The organism is Trebonia sp., from assembly GCF_049794275.1.
Lineage (GTDB): Bacteria > Actinomycetota > Actinomycetes > Streptosporangiales > Streptosporangiaceae > Trebonia.
This window is the reverse complement of record NZ_JBARCR010000874.1, coordinates 1-2,009: the sequence shown is the minus strand read 5'-3', so window position 1 is coordinate 2,009 and position 2,009 is coordinate 1. Positions and strand designations below refer to the sequence as shown.

Genomic DNA, 2,009 nt, shown 5'->3' with positions numbered 1-2,009 from the left:
GGCGAGCGGGGCTGGCTCCGCTACCCGCACTCGCCACCAACAGCGAAGAGACCCGGTCGGGGTAGCGGATGCCGAGCTGCAGCGCGCAGAACCCGCCCATGGACAGTCCCACGACATGCGCCCGGGCAATGCCGAACGCATCGAGGACGTCGATCGCGTCGTCGGCCTGCCGCAGGTAGTTGTAGCGCTCCTGCCCCGGCGGGACTTCGGACGGCGGGTAGCCGCGGGAGGCGTAGGTGATGCAGCGGAACGCGCCCGACAGCGCGTCGACCTGCCGGGACCAGGTCCGGTGGTCGGCGGCGAACTCGTGGATGAACAGGACCGGCAGACCGGACCCGGTCCCGGTCGCCTCCGCGTACAGGCGCACCCCGTCCGATGTGATGACGTCGGTCACAGGCGTTCCTTTCTGTCGTGTCGCCGGGGGAGGGCTACCGCACCTGCCGGATGGTGTCGCGGATGGCGAGGAGCGTCGGCATGTCCGCCGCGCGCAGCGCGTCAAGGAAGTCCGCCAGCTCGGCGTCGAGATCATCGGCGAGGATGTCGACGAGGCCGGTTTCCGCCGCCCGCGCCGCGTCAATGCGCCCGGCCGTGAACAGCAGATGACTGGCCCGGCCAGAGCCCATCAGCTCGACCAAGCGGGTGACGGTCGGGCGATCATAGACGATGCCGTGCCGTACAGCCGGGATGGCGAAGCTCGCGCGCGGGCTGGCCAGCCTGATGTCGCAGGCCAGAGCCAGATTGTTGCCGCCCCCGATACACAGGCCGTCGATCACGGCGACGGTCGGGAGCGAGAAGTCCCGGACGGCGGCATAGCCGCGCAGCGAGATTTCGCGGTACCGGGCGGCGGCCTCCCGGTCGCCGCTCTTCAGCGCGGTGAGGTCCGCGCCCGCACAGAAGACCCCGGGCAGGCCAGTGAAGACGAACGCTCTGACGTCAGGGCGGTCCGCGGCCTCGGCGAGCGCCGCGCAGATCGCCTCCCACATGGCCTGGGACAGGGCGTTGCGCTTGGCCGGGCGGTTGAGCTGCAAGATGGCCGCGCCGTCGGCAACCCGAAAGATGATGTCGCCGCCCGCCCGCACCTCGCAGTCCTGTTCAGACATCGTTACCGCCGGCCGGCCGGGGCGGGGGCGGGGAAGCCGGCGGAGGGAGCGCCGGGTCGTACACGGCGCCGGCCGCCTGCAGGGCGCTGACATCCTCGGCTGAGTAGCCAAGGGAACCGAGCACCTGCGCGGTGTGCTCGCCGAACACGGGCGCGCCGCGGCGGATCTGCGGCGGTGTCTTCGACAAGCGCAGCGGAGAGCTGAGCGCGCGCACCGGACCCAGAACCGAGTGCTCCACGGTGGTGGTAATCCCGCGCTCGTTCAGGTGCGGGTCGGCGATCATCTGGTCGTATGCGTTCACCGGCCCGGCCGGTACCCCGGCGGTCAGCATCGCGGTGACCCAGTGGTCGGTCGTGTCGGTGACGAGCACCGACTGGATGTCCCGCTCGAGTTCGTCGCCGTGGGCGAGCCGGTCCTGGGCGGTGGCGTACTCCGGGCGCGACGTCCAGTCCGGGCGGCCGAGCACCTTGGTGCACAGCGCCTGCCACATGCGCTGGGTGTTGCCGCCGACCGTGACGTACCCGTCCTTGGTCCGGTAGGCCTGGTACGGCGCGTTGCGCCGATGCCGCGTGCCGGCTGGCGCGGCCACCTCGCCGCTGCCGAAGTAAGCGGCCGCCTCCCAGACCGTCCAGGCAATGCCCGACTCCACCAGCGACGTGTCGATGTACTGCCCGCCCTCGCCTCGCAGCCGCGCGATGTACGCGGCGAGGATGGCCTGGACCGCGGTCACGCCGCCGGCGATGTCGTTGAGGGCGATCCCGGCCTTCGTCGGCGGACCGCCCGGATGGCCCGTCATGCTGAGGAACCCGCTGATGCCCTGGGCGATGATGTCGTAGGCCGGACGTTGCGCGTAGGGTCCGGTCTGGCCGAAGCCCGAGATCGAGCAGTAGATGATGTCCGGGCGGACCG

General features: G+C 71.2%; 3 protein-coding genes. All 3 read right to left on the bottom strand.

Features of this window, described 5'->3' with window-relative positions:
* The coding region (locus WA805_RS22585) for an alpha/beta fold hydrolase (RefSeq protein WP_425243337.1) at positions 1-394 on the bottom strand (394 nt) is incomplete at its 3' end.
* Between the two features lie 34 nt (positions 395-428).
* Entirely contained in the window at positions 429-1,100 is a 672-nt protein-coding gene (locus WA805_RS22580; RefSeq protein WP_425243336.1) for an enoyl-CoA hydratase/isomerase family protein, read from the bottom strand.
* Positions 1,093-2,009, bottom strand: a 917-nt coding sequence (locus WA805_RS22575; protein ID WP_425243335.1) for a CaiB/BaiF CoA transferase family protein, incomplete at its 5' end; no start/stop codon positions are given. The genes WA805_RS22575 and WA805_RS22580, both read right to left, overlap by 8 nt.